The following is a 15,863-nucleotide window of genomic DNA, read 5'->3' on the forward strand; positions in this document are numbered from 1 at the left end:
GATCCGCTCCGGGCGCCGGCTCGGCATCGACGTCGGCCGCGCCCGGATCGGGGTCGCCGTGTGTGACCGAGACGGACTCCTCGCGACCCCGGTCGAGACCGTCCGTCGCGACGACTCCGCCGACGTCCGCCGGATCCTGGCGATCGCGGACGAGTACGACGTCCTCGAGGTCGTCGTCGGACTGCCGCTGTCGATGTCGGGCGGCGACACCGCGTCGACCACGGACGCGCGGGACTTCGCCGCCCGGATCGCGGCGCACCGTCCGGTCCGGCTCGTCGACGAACGGCTGTCGACGGTCACCGCGCAGCGCGGGCTGCACCAGGCGGGGAAGAACACCAAGAAGTCCCGGGCCGTGATCGACCAAGCCGCCGCTGTTATCATTCTGCAACATGCGCTCGACCACGAGCGCGCAGCCGGCGCCCCACCCGGGGCCGAACTCCCCTGACAGCTGCCCTCCCGGACCCGCCCCAGCGCCTCCGGAGCCGCACGGGGTTCCCGACCGAGAGACCGAGGACCGTTGGCAGACGATCTGGACTGGAACGCGATCATCGCGCCCGGCAGCGACGCCGAGCGCCGTGACCGCACGGGGACCCGCCGAGGCGAGGACCCCACCGACACACCCACGGACGGACCGCCGCTCTCGCGTCGGGAAGCCCGGGCAGCACGGGCACGAGCCGAAGCGGCCGCCCGTCTCGACGAGACTCCGACCGACGGCGACGCCCCCCGTGACCGCGCGGTGAGCGACGGCGCAGCGAGCGACGGCACGGCGAGCGACGACGCTCCCCGCGACGACGTCCGGCGTGACGATGCCGGGAGGCCCGCCCCCCGACCCGTCGCCGGCGCAGCCCCCACGGACGGTGACGTCCACCCCGACGTGCACGCCCTCCTCGGCGGCTCCCTCCACAGCGGTCCGGTGCCGGGAGCGCGCGGCGAGGACGCGAGTGCCGGGGCGGCTGCGGATGCCGCAGCCAGCGCCGACGCGACCGACGCCCGGCCGGCGGACGGCCCCCTCGACGACGGCCCCAGCGACGACGGCCTCGCCGGCGACGACCTCACCGGCGACGACCTCACCGGCGGCGGCCACGCCGGCGCCGGCCGCGGTGCCGGTGGCCGAGGCGGCAACGACGGAGGCCGACGTGGCGGACGTGGCGGACGTGGTGGAGCCTCCCGGCTGCCGCGCGACGAACGTCCACCGCGACGCAAGGGCCCGCTGATCGCCGGGATCGTCATCGTGGCGATCGTGGTCGCCGGCGGTGCCGTCGCCTACAACTTCGCCGCCCCGAAGATCCAGGCCATCGCCAGCGCGATCTCAGGCTCGCAGGAGAGCGACGACTACACCGGTGACGGCACCTCGAAGGTGACGATCACGATCAAGGACGGCGACATCGGCGAGGACGTCGCCGCGACGCTGCAGCGGAGCGGGGTCGTGAAGACCTCGAAGGTGTTCTACCAGCTGCTGCTCGCCTCGCCGAACGTGCAGTTCCAGCCGGGCTCGTACGCGCTGAAGAAGAAGATGAGCTCGAAGGCCGCGCTGACGGCGCTGCAGGACAAGGCCAACCGGGTCCAGGACCCGTCCATCGTGATCCCCGAGGGCACGGCCCTCACGGACATCGAAGCCGGCATGGTCTCGAAGGCCGGGCTGAGCAAGGCCGACGTCGAGGCCGCTGCGAAGGACCTCTCCGCCTACGGTCTGCCGTCCGGCGTCACCACGCTCGAGGGCTGGCTGTTCCCGGCCACCTACCCGATCAACCCGAAGTGGACGGCGGAGCAGTACTTCAAGACCATGGTCGACACCATGAAGCAACACCTGAAGTCCGCCGGCGTCGCCGAGGCCGACCAGGAGCGGGTGGTCGTGTTCGCGTCGCTCGTGCAGAAGGAGGCCGGTCTCGCCGCCGACTACCCGAAGGTCGCCCGGGTGTTCCAGAACCGGCTCGACGACGGGATGCTCCTGCAGTCCGACGCGACCGTCGCCTACGGCACGGGCAACACCCACCGCGTGACGACGACGGACGCCGAGCGAGCGGACAAGTCGAACCGGTACAACACCTACCAGCACGAGGGGCTGCCGCCCGCGCCGATCTCCAACCCGGGTGACCTCGCCCTGAACGCGGTGACCAAGATGGCGACCGGCAACTGGCGCTACTTCGTGACGGTGAACCTGGAGACCGGGGAGACGGTGTTCTCGGACACGCTCGCGCAGCACGAACAGGCCGTCAAGCAGTTCCAGGCCTGGCTGCGGGCACACCCGAACTACCAGTAGGCACTCGGACCACCAGTACGACCACGCGACCACCAGCACGACCACGCGACGGGCGGCGGTCGGTGTCCCACACGGGGCACCGGACGCCGCCCGTCGTCGCTGTGGGAGGATGGTCGTCATGCTCCAGGGGTCGACCGCAGCGCCGATCGTCGTGATCGGTCCGATGGGTGCCGGCAAGTCGAGCGTCGGCCGCCGGGTCGCGAAGGCCCTCGGCGTCCCGTTCACCGACACCGACCGGGTGATCGTCCGCGAGCACGGTCCGCTCCCGCAGTTCTTCGCCGAGCACGGTGAACCGGCGTTCCGCGAACTCGAGGCCGCCGCGGTCCGTCAGGCCGTGCTGACCGGCGGAGTCGTGTCGGTCGGCGGGGGAGCGGTCATGCACCCGGACACCCGCGCCGCGATGGCCGGGGCGCACGTCGTCCTGCTCACCGTCACGGCCGAGGCGGTCGCCGCACGGATCGTCGGGAGTGACCGCCCGCTGATCGCTGCCGGCGGCATCACGGCGTGGCAGCGCATCCTCGACGAGCGGGCCGACACCTACGCCGAGCTGGCCCACGCCGTGTTCGACACCTCGCGACGGCCGATGTCCCGGGTCGCCGAGGACATCGTCGCCTGGGTCCGCAGCACCCCGGGCAGCGACGCGGAGCCGACGCCCGCAGCACCCGGTCCCGCAACACCCGGTCCCGCAACACCCAGCCCCGCAGCACCCAGCCCCGCAGCACCCACCTCCGACGAAGGAGCACCGTGACCGAGCCGACCCTGCCCGAAGGCACCACCGAGATCCGCGTCGGCGGTGAGGGCGGCTACGTCGTCGCGATCGGCAACGGTCTGCTCGCCTCGGTCCCCGCCCTGCTCGGCCCGCGGGTCGCGAAGGTGCTCATCGTGCACGCCCCGACCCTGGGCGCCCGTGCCGAGGACCTCCGCCAGCTGCTCGTCGGCGCCGGGCTCGAAGCCCTCATCGCCGAGGTGCCCGACGCCGAGGCCGCCAAGCGCATCGAGGTCGCCTCGTTCTGCTGGCAGGTCATGGGCCAGTCGGACTTCACCCGCACCGATGCCGTGATCGGCCTCGGTGGCGGCGCGGTCACCGACCTCGCCGGGTTCGTCGCCGCGACCTGGCTGCGCGGCGTGCCGTACCTGTCGATGCCGACCACCGTCCTCGGCCTCGTCGACGCGAGCGTCGGCGGCAAGACCGGCATCAACACGAACGAGGGCAAGAACCTGGTCGGCGCCTTCGCGGCGCCGCGCGCCGTGGTCGGCGACCTCGACCTGCTCCGCAGCCTGCCGCGCAACGAGATCCTGGCGGGCTTCGCCGAGATCGTGAAGGCCGGCTTCATCGCGGTGCCCGAGATCCTCGACGTGATCGAGGCGGACGTCGACCGCGTGACCGACCCGACGACCCCGGAGTTCCGGCGCGTGGTCGAGCTCGCGATCGAGCTGAAGGCCCAGGTCGTGTCGGAGGACTTCACCGAGCAGGGGCGTCGCGAGGTCCTCAACTACGGCCACACCCTCGGCCACGCGATCGAGCACGCCGAGCGGTACCAGTGGCGGCACGGTGCGGCGGTCGCGGTCGGCATGGTGTTCGCCGCCGAGCTCGCACGGCTCACCGGGCACCTGGACGACGCCACGGTCGACCGGCACCGCTCGATCCTGGACTCGCTGTCCCTGCCGACGACGTACCCGCTCGGCCGCTGGCAGAGCCTGCTCGCGACCATGCGCCGCGACAAGAAGGCACGGGCCGGCATGCTCCGCTTCATCATCCTCGACGCGGTCGGCAAGCCCGTGACGCTCGAGGGTCCCGAGGACCACCTGCTCTTCACCGCCTACCAGGAGGTCGGCGCCTGAGCGTGTGACCCGGTCGGGCGCCGGGACCGCAGCGCGCCCCGCTGGACCCCAGGCCCGCGGAGCAGACTGGCATCGTGCCCAACCCGCCCCGCCTCAGCGACTTCTCCCCCCAGCAACGTCAGGAACCCGCGGGGTTCCGGAGTCGGGGCCGACGCTTCGCAGAGGTCCTCGGCATCGCCCGACGGCACGCGCTGCTGCCCTTCCGGCGCCTCGACTTCTCGCACGACCCGGCGACGTCCGAGCTCCGCCGCAGCCAGGCCGACCACCTCCGCCGTGCGCTCGAGGAGGCCGGCGGCGGGTTCGTGAAGATGGGCCAGCTGCTCTCGACCCGCGACGACCTGCTGCCGGAGGAGTGGACCGAGGAACTCGCGCACCTGCAGCGCAACGTCCGTCCCGCCGCGCCCGAGGAGGTCACGGCCCTGCTCGAGGCCGAACTCGGTGCGCCCGTGGACCGGGTCTTCGCGTCCTTCGACCCCGAGCCGGTCGCCGCGGCGTCGATCGCGCAGGTGCACCGTGCGCGGCTCACCGACGGAACCGCGGTGGCCGTGAAGGTCCAGCGCCCGGGCATCGACGCGGCCGTCCGCCGAGACGTCGACATCGCGCTCCGGGCCGTGCGGTTCTTGACCCGGACCTCGGCCCAGGCCCGCCAGCTCGGGATCGTCCAGGTCGCCGAACAGTACGGCGCCGACCTGATCCGGCAGGTGGACTTCTCGGCCGAGCTCCGGAACCTCGAGTCGCTCCGCGCCGCCCAGGCCCGCAGCGCCCGGCCCGACGAGGTGCGGTTCCCGGAGCCGTACCGCGACCTGTCGAGCCGCCGCGTGCTCGTGATGGAGTTCCTGGAGGGCGACACGCTCAGCGCGATCCGCGCTGAGCGCTCGGACCGCGACCTCGACGAGCCGATGCGCTCGATCCTCCGCTCGTTCCTCCGCCAGGTCGTCTTCGACGGCGTCTACCACGCGGACCTGCACCCGGGGAACGTGCTGGTGCTGCCCGACGGGCGGCCCGCGCTCATCGACTTCGGATCGGTCGGGAGGCTCGACCCGGGTCTCCGGGACACGGTCCAGGAACTGTTGGCCGCGTACCTGCAGGACGACACCGCGCGGATCGCCGACACGGTGCTCCGGATGGCGCCGGTCCAGAACGTGGAGGACGAGGCGGACTTCCGTCGGGACATGGCCCGGTTCGTCGCCGAGGAGCTCGGCCCGGGCGCCCGGATCGGCGTCGAGACGGTCGACGACGCCGTCGAGGTCTTCGGCCGCTACCGGCTCCGCGCGCCGGCGGACTTCGTGGCGGCGGCCCGCGCGCTCGCGATCTTCGAGGGCACGCTCCGCACGCTGACCCCGTCCTTCGACCTGCTCGAGGAGTCGCGCGGACTCGCCGCCGAGCAGATCCGTGACCAGCTGCGCCCCGCGGCCATCCGGAGCGTCCTGGTCCGCGAGCTGTTCGGCCTCGTCACCTCGGCGCGCCGCCTGCCCCGGCGGATCGACAAGATCACCGAGGCGGTGGAGGCCGGCAAGCTGTCGGTGAACATCCGCCTGCTCAGCGACCGCCGGGACCGTCAGACTGTGTCGGGCATGATCCGTCGGGTGCTGCTCGTGCTCCTGGGAGCCGGGGCGGGCCTCCTGTCCGTGGTGTACCTCGCCGAGCCGGTCCGCCCGACCGCGGTCATCTCGACGCTCGTCGCCGGGGCCCTGCTCGGTGGCACCAGCGTCGTGCTGCTGGTGTGGGCGGCGATCGACGCCTGGGTCGCGCGCCGACGGCAGTAGCCCGTCCGCTACACTCGTCCGGGGCTCCACGAGCCCGTGAGACCTTCACAACACCATCGAACGGAAGACCAATGGCGAGTACCACTGACATCAAGAACGGCGCCGTTCTCATCATCGACGGGCAGCTCTGGTCGGTCGTCGAGTTCCAGCACGTGAAGCCGGGCAAGGGCGGCGCCTTCGTGCGCACCAAGCTCAAGAACGTCGTGTCGGGCAAGGTCGTCGACCGCACGTTCAACGCCGGCGCGAAGATCGTGACCGCCGTGGTGGACCGCCGCGACTACCAGTACCTCTACGAGGACGGCGACTCGTACGTGTTCATGGACCAGGACACCTACGACCAGATCAACGTCCCGTCGACGGTCGTCGGCGACGCGAAGAACTTCCTGCTCGAGTCCGCGCAGGTCACCATCGCGATGAACGAGGGCAACCCGCTCTACGTCGAGCTCCCGACCTCGATCGTCACCACGATCGAGACCGAGCCGGGCCTGCAGGGCGACCGTTCCTCCGGTGGCACCAAGCCGGCGACGATCGTCACGGGCTACCAGATCCAGGTCCCGCTCTTCCTCGAGAGCGGCACCAAGGTCAAGGTCGACACGCGTGACGGCAACTACCTCGGCCGCGTCAACGACTAGGCGCTGACCGGATGAGTGCTCGTTCCAAGGCGCGCAAGCGCGCCCTCGACATGCTCTACGTGGCCGAGGTGCGCGAGCTGCCGATCGCGGACGTCCTCGCGACCGAGACGGTCCGCCACCTCGATCAGCCGGAGCGCACCTCCAGCTGGGACTACGCGCGGCAGATCGTCACGGGCATCGACGAGGCCCGGTACGAGATCGACGACGTCATCACCGACCACGCGCAGGGGTGGGCGATCGCCCGCATGCCGGTGCTCGACCGCTGCATCCTGCGCATGGGCGTCTGGGAGCTCCGGTTCAACCCGGAGGTCCCGGACGCGGTCGCGATCGCCGAAGCCGTCGAGCTCGCGCAGTCGCTGTCCACCGACGACTCGGCCGGCTTCGTGAACGGCGTCCTCGGCGCCGTCGCCGGTGGTCGTGGACCGTCCGGTCGGACTGTCGCGGAGGACCAGGAGTCCCACTAGGCTCGAACCCGTCAGCATCCTTGAAGCCGTCCTGAGAGACGGGAGCCGTCCAGAGAGACGGGGAAGGAGGTCTGCGTGGGTACCAGAACGGTCCTGCAGCAACCCGACATCACGCGCGCTCTGACGCGCATCGCACACGAGATCCTCGAGGCCAACCACGGTGGCTCGGACCTGGTGTTGCTCGGCATCCCGACCCGCGGCGCCGTCCTGGCCGAGCGGCTCGGACGCATCCTCGCCGGCATCGAGCCCGGATGGGAGTCCGCCACCGGGGGCATCGGCAGTGAGCGGGTCGGCGCCCTCGACGTCACGATGTACCGCGACGACCTGCGCCGCGGCATCGGTCGCGCACCGCACCCGACGGTGATCCCGGCCGGCGGTGTCGACGGCAAGGTCGTCGTCCTGGTCGACGACGTCCTCTACTCGGGGCGTACGGTCCGCGCGGCACTCGACGCACTGCAGGGCATCGGGCGGCCCCGTGCGGTCCGGCTGGCGGTCCTCGTCGACCGCGGCCACCGGGAGCTGCCGATCCGCGCCGACCACGTCGGCAAGAACCTGCCGACGGCCGGGGACGAGCGGGTCACCTTGCACCTGACCGAGACCGACGGCGTCGACGACGTCGTCATCGAACAGGGCAGCACCGAACAGGGCGGTGCGGCATGAGGCACCTGCTCTCCACCGCCGACCTGTCGCGCGACGACGCGGTCCGGATCCTCGACGTCGCCGAGGAGATGGCCGAGGTCAACACGCGAGAGGTCCGGAAGCTCCCGGCGCTCCGCGGTCGGACGATCGTGAACCTCTTCTTCGAGGACTCGACCCGCACCCGCATCTCGTTCGAGGCCGCCGCCAAGCGACTGTCCGCGGACGTCATCAACTTCGCCGCGAAGGGCTCCAGCGTCTCGAAGGGCGAGTCCCTCAAGGACACCGTCCAGACCCTCGACGCGATGGGCATCGACGGCATCGTGATCAGGCACGGCGCGTCCGGCGCCCCCCGGGTGCTCGCCGAGGCCGACTGGATCGACGTGCCCGTGGTCAACGCCGGCGACGGCACGCACGAGCACCCCACGCAGGCGCTCCTCGACGCGTTCACGATGCGCCGCCGCCTGCACGGCGCGGACAGCCGCGGCCAGGGCCTCGACGGCGTCCGGGTGCTCATCGTCGGCGACGTGCTGCACAGTCGCGTCGCCCGGAGCAACGCCTGGCTGCTCCGCACGCTCGGCGCCCACGTCACCTTCGCCGCCCCGCCGACCCTCCTGCCCGCGGTCGACCGGCCGTTCGGCGCCGCCGTCCACCACGACCTGGACGCGGCCCTCGCCGAGGACCCGGACGTCGTGATGACGCTCCGCATCCAGCAGGAGCGGATGAACGACGCCTTCTTCCCGAACCCCCGCGAGTACACGCGGCACTTCGGCCTGACCGCCGCCCGCTTCGCCCGGCTGCCGGAGCGCACCCTCGTGATGCACCCGGGGCCGATGAACCGCGGGCTCGAGATCGCCGGCGTGGCCGCGGACGACGCCCGGTCGACGGTCGTCGAACAGGTCGCGAACGGCGTCTCGGTCCGGATGGCCGTGCTCTACCTCGCCCTCACCGGCGACCAGCAGAAGGAGTCCGTCGCATGACCGCACACCTGATCCGTGGCGCGCAGCTGGTCGACGGCTCACGTGCCGACATCCGCCTGGAGGGCCGGCTCGTCACCGCGGTCGGGTCCGGTCTCGACGCGGCCGGCGCGACGGTCGTCGACGCCGACGGGCTGCTCGCCCTGCCCGGTCTGGTCGACCTGCACACGCACCTCCGGGAGCCCGGCCACGAGGAGTCCGAGACGGTCCTGTCCGGCTCGCGGGCCGCGGCCGCCGGTGGCTTCACGGCCGTGAACGCGATGGCGAACTCGTCGCCGGTCGCCGACACCGCCGGGGTCGTCGAGCAGGTGCAGGCGCTCGGGGACGACGCCGGCTACGTCACGGTCCGGCCGATCGGCGCCGTCTCGCAGGGGCTGCAGGGCACGCACCTGTCCGAGATCGGCGCGATGGCGACCTCCCGCGCGAAGGTCCGGGTGTTCTCCGACGACGGCTCGTGCGTCGCCGACCCGCTGCTCATGCGTCGGGCGCTCGAGTACATCAAGGGCTTCGGCGGGGTGCTCGCCCAGCACGCGCAGGAGCCCCGCCTGACCATCGGCGCGCAGATGAACGAGGGCCGCCTGTCCTCGGAGCTCGGCCTGGCGGGCTGGCCGGCCGTGGCCGAGGAGTCGATCATCGCCCGCGACGTCCTGCTCGCCGAGCACGTCGGCGCACGACTGCACGTCTGCCACGTCTCCACGGCGGGCAGCGTCGAGGTGATCCGCTGGGCGAAGACCCGCGGCATCGACGTCACCGCCGAGGTCACCCCGCACCACCTCCTGCTCACCGAGGACCTCATCGCCGGACACGACGGCGCCCCGGGCTACGACGCCCGCTACAAGGTGAACCCGCCGCTCCGCCGCCGCGAGGACGTCGAGGCACTCCGCGCGGCCCTCGCCGACGGCACGATCGACATCGTCGCGACGGACCACGCCCCGCACCCGGCCGAGGCGAAGCACTGCGAGTGGCCCGCCGCCGCGAACGGCATGGTCGGCCTCGAGTCCGCGCTGCGCGTCGTGCACGCCGCCGTGGTCGAGGACGGTCGGCTCGACTGGGCCGACGTCGCCCGGGTGCTCTCGAGCGCCCCGGCCCGGATCGGCCAGGTCGAGGGCCACGGCCACGCGATCGCCGAGGGTGCCCCGGCCGAGATCACGCTCTACGACCCCGCCGCGAGCCGCGACTTCTCGGCAGCCGACCTGCACGGGCAGTCGCAGAACTCGCCGTACCTCGGCATGCCGCTGCCCGGCCGGGTCGTGGCGACCTTCCACCACGGCATGCCCACGCTCCTCGACGGACAGCTCGTCGACAGCGAGACCGTCGCGGCACGGGCAGCGGCGGCACGGGTGGCGACGGCATGAGCGGTGACGCGGCACGCTGGCTGCTGGGCGGGGTCATCCTGCTCGCGGTCGCCGCGCTGTTCGTCGCGATGGCCCGCACCTGGCGGACGCGCAGCCGACGGCAGGCGGAGGCCGTGCCTCCCGTCCAAGTGCCGGCCGACCGCGGTCCGGCGGCCGGGTCCTGGGACGGCTTCACCGTCGCGACGACCCGCGCCGACCAGCCGCTCGAACGGATCACCGCCGGCGGACTCGGCTTCCGTGGCCGCGGCGGGGTGACGGTGCACGCGACCGGTGTCGTGCTGCACCACGCCGGTGTGGACGACCGGTGGATCGCCCGGAGTGCCGTCCGCGGCGCCGACCGGGCCACGTGGGCCATCGACCGTGTGGTCGAGCCCGGGGGACTGGTCCGACTGCGATGGACGGCGACCGGCGCCGCAGCAGCGACGGACCTCGACACCTACTTCCGGTTCCCGGAGGGCGACGCGGAAGCGCTCACCGCCCTACAGGGACTGGCGACGACGAACGACTCCCCGCAGACCGCGGGCGAAGGGACGAACTCATGACACGCGAACGGGCCGTACTGGTCCTCGAAGACGGCACCCGGTACGACGGCTGGGCCTACGGCGCCCGCGGGCGCACGCTCGGCGAGGTGGTCTTCGCGACCGGCATGACCGGGTACCAGGAGACCCTCACCGATCCCTCCTACGCCGGGCAGATCGTGGTGCAGACCGCGCCGCACATCGGCAACACCGGTGTCAACGACGAGGACCCAGAGTCCCGTCGCATCTGGGTCGCCGGCTACGTCGTCCGCGACCCCAGCCGCGTGGTCTCGAACCACCGCGCGGACGCCTCGCTCGACGAGCACCTGGTGCGCGACGGCATCGTCGGGATCTCCGGCATCGACACCCGGTCCCTGACCCGCCGCATCCGCGACGCCGGCGCCATGAAGGGCGGCGTGTTCAGCGGGGCCGACGCCACGCTCGACGCCGACGAGCAGCTCCGGGTCGTCACCGAGCAGGCCGGCATGGCGGGCAAGAACCTGTCCGCCGAGGTCTCCACGGCCGAGGAGTACGTCGTCGAGCCGGTCGGGGAACGGATCGGCACGCTGGCCGTCCTCGACCTCGGCGTGAAGTCGTCGACCACCCGCTACCTGTCCGAGCGCGGCTTCGAGGTGCACGTGCTGCCGCAGGACGTCACGGTCGAACGGCTCCGTGAGCTCGACCCCGACGCGCTCTTCTACTCGAACGGCCCCGGCGACCCGTCGGCCTCCGACGCGCAGGTGACCCTGCTGCAGGAGAGTCTCCGCGACGGCCGGCCGTTCTTCGGGATCTGCTTCGGCAACCAGCTGCTCGGCCGCGCGCTCGGCTTCGGCACCTACAAGCTGCCGTTCGGACACCGCGGCATCAACCAGCCGGTGCTCGACACCACCACCGGCAAGGTCGAGATCACGAGCCAGAACCACGGCTTCGCGGTCGACGCGCCCGTCGGGCAGGTCATCGAGTCCCCGGTCGGCTTCGGCCGCGTCGAGGTCTCGCACTACTCGCTCAACGACAACGTGGTGGAGGGCCTCCGGGCGCTCGACATCCCCGCGTTCAGTGTGCAGTACCACCCCGAGGCCGCTGCCGGACCGCACGACAGCATGTACCTCTTCGACCGCTTCCGGGACATGGTGGTCGCCCGCCGGCAGGGGGAGCCGCTCGACGCGGCCACCGCCGACGCGACCACGCCCGCCGCCGACCCGACGCACGGCTCCGACACCACGAAGGAGGGCAACTGATGCCCAAGCGCTCCGACATCAGCTCTGTCCTGGTCATCGGCTCCGGCCCGATCGTCATCGGGCAGGCCGCCGAGTTCGACTACTCCGGCACCCAGGCCTGCCGCGTGCTCCGCGCCGAGGGCGTCCGCGTCATCCTGGTGAACCCGAACCCGGCGACGATCATGACCGACCCGGACTTCGCCGACGCGACGTACATCGAGCCGATCACCAACGCGTCGCTCGAGGAGATCATCCGCATCGAGCAGCCGGACGCCGTCCTGCCGACCCTCGGTGGGCAGACCGCACTGAACGCGGCGATCTCCCTCGACGAGGCCGGCATCCTCGAGAAGTACGGCGTCGAGCTCATCGGCGCCAAGGTGGACGCCATCCAGCGCGGTGAGGACCGCCAGCTCTTCAAGGAGCTCGTCCTCGAGTCCGGTGCCGACGTGGCGCGCAGCCACATCGCCCACACGCTGGAGGAGGCGAAGGAGTTCGCGAAGGACCTCGGCTACCCGCTGGTCGTCCGGCCGTCCTTCACGATGGGTGGGCTCGGTTCCGGCTTCGCGTACACCGAGGAGGAACTCGTCCGCTTCGTCGGCGACGGGCTGCAGTCCAGCCCGACGACCGAGGTCCTGCTCGAGGAGTCGATCCTCGGCTGGAAGGAGTACGAGCTCGAGCTCATGCGGGACAACGCCGACAACACGGTCGTCGTCTGCTCGATCGAGAACGTCGACCCGGTCGGTGTGCACACCGGCGACTCGATCACGGTCGCCCCGGCGCTGACGCTGACCGACCGCGAGTACCAGAACATGCGGAACATCGGCATCGACATCATCCGTCGCGTCGGCGTCGACACCGGCGGCTGCAACATCCAGTTCGCGGTCGACCCGTCGAACGGGCGCCTGATCGTCATCGAGATGAACCCCCGCGTCTCGCGGTCGAGCGCGCTGGCGTCGAAGGCCACGGGCTTCCCGATCGCCAAGATCGCCGCGAAGCTCGCCATCGGGTACCGCCTGGACGAGATCCAGAACGACATCACCCGCGTCACCCCGGCCAGCTTCGAGCCGACGCTCGACTACGTCGTCGTGAAGACCCCGCGCTTCGCGTTCGAGAAGTTCCCGGCCGCCGACGCCACCCTCACCACGACGATGAAGAGCGTCGGCGAGGCGATGGCCATCGGCCGGAACTACGCCACCGCGCTGCAGAAGTCGCTCCGCTCGCTCGAGAAGCGCGGGTCGAGCTTCCACTGGGACGTCCCGGCCGACCAGCTCGACAAGGCCGCGCTGCTCGAGAAGTCGTCGATCCCGACCGACGGCCGCATCGTCACGGTGCAGCAGGCGCTCGTCGCCGGTGCCACCGCGGCCGAGGTCTTCGAGGCCACGAAGATCGACCCGTGGTTCATCGACCAGATCGTCCTCATCAACGAGGTCGCCGACGAGGTCCGTGCCGCCGAGACGCTCGACGCCGACACCGTCCGCTGGGCCAAGGAGCACGGCTTCAGCGACGTGCAGATCGCCTCGCTCCGCGGCGTCACCGAGCAGGAGGCCCGTGACCAGCGCCACGCGCTCGGCATCCGCCCGGTCTTCAAGACCGTCGACACCTGCGCCGGCGAGTTCCCGGCCCTGACGCCGTACCACTACTCGTCCTACGACACCGAGACCGAGGTCGCCCCGAGCGACCGCAAGAAGGTCGTCATCCTGGGCTCCGGCCCGAACCGCATCGGCCAGGGTGTCGAGTTCGACTACTCGTGCGTGCACGCGTCCTTCGCGCTGAGCGACGCCGGGTTCGAGACGATCATGGTGAACTGCAACCCGGAGACGGTCTCGACCGACTACGACACCTCGGACCGGCTCTACTTCGAGCCGCTCACGGTGGAGGACGTCCTCGAGGTCATCGCGGCCGAACAGGCCTCCGGCGAGGTCGTCGGCGTCGTCGTGCAGCTCGGCGGCCAGACCGCCCTGGGCCTGGCGAAGCCGCTCGAGGCCGCCGGCATCCCGATCCTCGGCACCAGCCCGGACGCGATCGACCTGGCCGAGGAGCGCGGAGCGTTCTCGCGCATCCTCGACGACGCCGGCCTGCTCGCGCCGAAGAACGGCACCGCGCACGACCTGGCCAGCGCCACCGCGGTCGCCGAGGGCATCGGCTACCCGGTGCTCGTCCGCCCGTCCTTCGTGCTCGGCGGTCGCGGCATGGAGATCGTCTACGACTCCGACACCCTCGCCGACTACTTCGACCGGATGGCCGACCAGGCGATCATCGGCCCGGACCTGCCGCTGCTCGTGGACCGGTTCCTGGACGACGCGGTCGAGATCGACATCGACGCGCTCTACGACGGCGACCGGCTCTACGTCGGCGGCGTCATGGAGCACATCGAAGAGGCCGGCATCCACTCCGGCGACTCCTCCTGCACCCTGCCCCCGGTCGGCCTCGGTCGCGCGGAGATCCAGGCCGTCGTCGACGCGACCGAGAAGATCGCCCGCGGGGTCGGCGTCCGCGGACTCCTCAACGTGCAGTTCGCCATCGCGGCCGGTGTGCTCTACGTGCTCGAGGCGAACCCCCGCGCCAGCCGCACGGTGCCGTTCGTCTCGAAGGCGCTCGGCATCGCCCTGGCCAAGGCCGCTGCCCGCGTCATGACCGGCACGAGCATCGACGACCTGGTCGCCGAGGGACTGCTGCCGAGCCGCGACGGTGCCTTCGTCCCGATGGAGTCCCCGATCGCCGTCAAGGAGGCCGTGCTGCCCTTCCGACGCTTCCGCACCCGCGAGGGCCAGGTGGTCGACTCGGTGCTCAGCCCCGAGATGCGCTCCACCGGTGAGGTGATGGGCATCGACCGCGACTTCCCGCGGGCGTTCCTCAAGAGCCAGGAGGCCGCGTACGGCGGGCTGCCGACCAGCGGCACCGTGTTCGTGAGCGTCGCCGACACCGACAAGCGCGCCATCGTCCTGCCGGTGCACCGTCTGCAGCAGCTCGGCTTCACGATCATCGCGACCGAGGGCACCGCCGAGGTGCTCCGCCGCAACGGCATCCTGGTGGGCGTCGTCGGCAAGTTCAGCCAGGGGCAGGAGAGCGTCGTCGACCTGCTCGCCCGCAACGAGGTCGACATCGTCATCAACACGCCGAGCGGTGCCGCCGGTCGCGCGGACGGGTACGAGATCCGTGCGGCGACCGTGGCGGCCGACAAGCCGCTGTTCACGACGATCTCGCAGCTCGGCGCGGCGGTCGCGGCCATCGAGACGATCGGCACGCCGCACAGCGTCCGGAGCCTGCAGGACTACGCGCTCGAACGAGCCGGCTGGTGACCCCAGCCCGGCCTGGAGGCCCGACCCCGTTCGGCGTCCGGCTCGCCGCCGCCATCGGGTCGCGGTCCGCGCTGTGCGTCGGCATCGACCCCCACGCCGCCACCCTGGCGGCGTGGGGGCTCGGCCGCGACGAGGCCGGACTGACCGCCTTCGGCGCGACCCTCGTCGACGCGGCCGCCGGTCGCGCGGCCGTGGTGAAGCCGCAGATCGCGTTCTTCGAGGCGGCCGGGGTGCCTGGCTTCCGCGCACTCGACGCGACGATCCGTCGTGCACGTGATGCGGGCCTCCTGGTCGTGGCGGACGTCAAGCGTGGCGACATCGGGTCCACCGGTGACGACTACGCGCTGGCGTGGCTCGACCGCGACGGACCGTTCGCGGCGGACGCGATGACCGTGTCGCCCTACCTGGGCTACGGCTCGTTGGCCGGGACGATCGCCGTCGCCCGACAGAACGGCGCCGGTGTGTTCGTGCTCGCCGCGACGAGCAACCCGGAGGCCCGGGTCCTGCAGACCGCGGTGCTGGCCGAGGGCCCGCGTGCCGGGCGGACCGTGGCTGCCGGTATCGTCGTCGACGTGGCAGACGACAACCGGACGACGGCCGACCAGGCCCTGGGGGACGTCGGGCTCGTGCTCGGCGCGACCCTCGACCTCGACGACTTCGGCATCACGGCCGACGAGATCGGTACCGCCCCGGTGCTCGCGCCGGGCTTCGGCGCCCAGGGTGCCCGGATCGAGGACCTCCGTGCGCTGTACGGCAGCCGTGCCGAGCAGGTGCTCGTGAACGAGTCCCGCGGTCTGCTCGGCGACGGCCCGGACGGTGTCGCCGCCCTCGTGGCCGACCGTGCCGCCCGCATCCGCGCGGCCCTGGAGTCGGCAGCGTGAGCGACGAGCAGGCGGG

The 15,863-nt window shown here is 71.9% G+C and carries 14 protein-coding genes; all 14 read left to right on the forward strand.

The window, feature by feature from the left end; genetic code table 11:
* The first annotated feature begins 1 nt into the window (after position 1).
* The 14 genes from ruvX (at position 2) to pyrF (ending at position 15,847) form a co-directional block, all read left to right on the forward strand.
* Entirely contained in the window at positions 2-445 is a 444-nt protein-coding gene (gene ruvX / locus QCD68_RS04090) for a Holliday junction resolvase RuvX (RefSeq protein WP_181439134.1), read from the forward strand.
* A 72-nt stretch (positions 446-517) separates the two neighbouring features.
* The gene (gene mltG / locus QCD68_RS04095) at positions 518-2,260 is read left to right on the forward strand and encodes an endolytic transglycosylase MltG (protein ID WP_301222118.1); all 1,743 of its coding nucleotides are present in this window, start codon (positions 518-520) and stop codon (positions 2,258-2,260) included.
* Between the two features lie 118 nt (positions 2,261-2,378).
* The gene (locus tag QCD68_RS04100) at positions 2,379-3,008 is read left to right on the forward strand and encodes a shikimate kinase (protein WP_301222119.1); all 630 of its coding nucleotides are present in this window, start codon (positions 2,379-2,381) and stop codon (positions 3,006-3,008) included.
* Positions 3,005-4,102: a 3-dehydroquinate synthase gene (gene aroB, locus QCD68_RS04105; RefSeq protein WP_441005167.1), complete on the forward strand. Its 1,098-nt coding sequence runs from the start codon at positions 3,005-3,007 to the stop codon at positions 4,100-4,102. Before QCD68_RS04100 ends, aroB begins: the two co-directional genes overlap by 4 nt.
* A 74-nt stretch (positions 4,103-4,176) precedes the next feature.
* Positions 4,177-5,868 carry an ABC1 kinase family protein gene (locus QCD68_RS04110; protein ID WP_221850296.1) on the forward strand — a complete coding sequence of 564 codons (1,692 nt, stop codon included), beginning with the start codon at positions 4,177-4,179 and terminating at the stop codon, positions 5,866-5,868.
* 71 nt (positions 5,869-5,939) lie between these two features.
* Positions 5,940-6,500, forward strand: coding sequence for an elongation factor P (efp, locus tag QCD68_RS04115; protein ID WP_111073583.1), 561 nt, complete (start codon positions 5,940-5,942; stop codon positions 6,498-6,500).
* An 11-nt stretch (positions 6,501-6,511) separates the two neighbouring features.
* On the forward strand, positions 6,512-6,964 hold the full coding sequence (gene nusB / locus QCD68_RS04120; protein WP_111073582.1) for a transcription antitermination factor NusB: 453 nt from the start codon (positions 6,512-6,514) through the stop codon (positions 6,962-6,964).
* Between the two features lie 75 nt (positions 6,965-7,039).
* Positions 7,040-7,624 carry a bifunctional pyr operon transcriptional regulator/uracil phosphoribosyltransferase PyrR gene (pyrR, locus tag QCD68_RS04125; protein WP_301222120.1) on the forward strand — a complete coding sequence of 195 codons (585 nt, stop codon included), beginning with the start codon at positions 7,040-7,042 and terminating at the stop codon, positions 7,622-7,624.
* Positions 7,621-8,580 (forward strand): aspartate carbamoyltransferase catalytic subunit, encoded by a 960-nt coding sequence (locus tag QCD68_RS04130; protein WP_111073580.1) that lies wholly within the window; start codon positions 7,621-7,623, stop codon positions 8,578-8,580. The genes pyrR and QCD68_RS04130 overlap by 4 nt, the downstream gene beginning before the upstream one ends.
* Complete coding sequence (locus QCD68_RS04135; RefSeq protein ID WP_301222121.1) at positions 8,577-9,932, forward strand: dihydroorotase; 1,356 nt, start codon at positions 8,577-8,579, stop codon at positions 9,930-9,932. Before QCD68_RS04130 ends, QCD68_RS04135 begins: the two co-directional genes overlap by 4 nt.
* Complete coding sequence (locus QCD68_RS04140) at positions 9,929-10,474, forward strand: PH-like domain-containing protein (RefSeq protein ID WP_301222122.1); 546 nt, start codon at positions 9,929-9,931, stop codon at positions 10,472-10,474. Before QCD68_RS04135 ends, QCD68_RS04140 begins: the two co-directional genes overlap by 4 nt.
* Positions 10,471-11,688: a glutamine-hydrolyzing carbamoyl-phosphate synthase small subunit gene (gene carA, locus QCD68_RS04145; protein ID WP_221850292.1), complete on the forward strand. Its 1,218-nt coding sequence runs from the start codon at positions 10,471-10,473 to the stop codon at positions 11,686-11,688. Before QCD68_RS04140 ends, carA begins: the two co-directional genes overlap by 4 nt.
* Positions 11,688-14,966, forward strand: a complete 3,279-nt coding sequence (gene carB, locus QCD68_RS04150) for a carbamoyl-phosphate synthase large subunit (RefSeq protein ID WP_301222123.1) — start codon at positions 11,688-11,690, stop codon at positions 14,964-14,966. The genes carA and carB overlap by 1 nt, the downstream gene beginning before the upstream one ends.
* A complete protein-coding gene (gene pyrF / locus QCD68_RS04155; RefSeq protein ID WP_301222124.1) occupies positions 14,963-15,847 on the forward strand; it encodes an orotidine-5'-phosphate decarboxylase in 885 nt (294 codons plus the stop codon). Before carB ends, pyrF begins: the two co-directional genes overlap by 4 nt.
* Positions 15,848-15,863: the final 16 nt, after the last annotated feature.

The sequence above is a fragment of the Curtobacterium sp. PsM8 genome (assembly GCF_030433875.1).
Lineage (GTDB): Bacteria > Actinomycetota > Actinomycetes > Actinomycetales > Microbacteriaceae > Curtobacterium.